The following is a 505-nucleotide window of genomic DNA, read 5'->3' as shown; positions in this document are numbered from 1 at the left end:
CAACCAGCTTGGTGAACTGCGGGATCGGCGTTTTGAAAATCAGGCTTATCGAGCGTCAGGTTTAAACCTGCTGGTGGCAGCGGTTATCCTATGGAATACGCGCTATCTTCAGTCTGCCATCGCAACGCTCGGCATTTCCGATGACCTGGCGCGGCATATTGCACCCCTCGGCTGGGAGCATATCTCTCTGACAGGGGACTATCGCTGGAATGTCGATGAGCAGCCCGAAGCGGGCGCGTTACGTCCGCTTCGGGTGCCTGCATCCCTGCTTGTCGCTTGAACCCCAATGCTGGCGGTTCTGTAGGTGTTCACCCTAAGCGTACGTAAAATACACTTTCGTGTCGTGACCCCAAATACGCCTCCTGGTCAGCGTTCCGGTTCTCGAACGCGCCAGGTGAGGACGTGACCAGGTATTCGATGCACTGGACGGCGTTCTTGCGGATCTTCTCAGGTAGCGCCTTCTCGAACGCGATCATGCCCTGTTTGACGTTCTGCGGCCCGATCA

General features: G+C 56.8%; 2 protein-coding genes. One reads left to right on the top strand and one right to left on the bottom strand.

Annotation, left to right across the window (positions count from 1 at the left end; translation table 11 throughout):
- Positions 1-280, top strand: a 280-nt coding sequence (locus KP705_RS16985) for a Tn3 family transposase (protein WP_215765117.1), incomplete at its 5' end; no start/stop codon positions are given.
- Positions 281-308: 28 nt separating this feature from the next.
- Here the strand turns inward: KP705_RS16985 and KP705_RS16980 are convergent.
- Positions 309-505 (bottom strand): plasmid recombination protein (locus tag KP705_RS16980; protein ID WP_215765116.1); only part of this gene is annotated, 197 nt, incomplete at its 5' end.

Origin of the sequence: Gluconobacter sp. P1D12_c (assembly GCF_018812105.1) — a bacterium.
Lineage (GTDB): Bacteria > Pseudomonadota > Alphaproteobacteria > Acetobacterales > Acetobacteraceae > Gluconobacter > Gluconobacter oxydans_A.
Note: the sequence above shows the minus strand (reverse complement) of the source record. Positions and strands in the feature narration are given on the sequence as shown.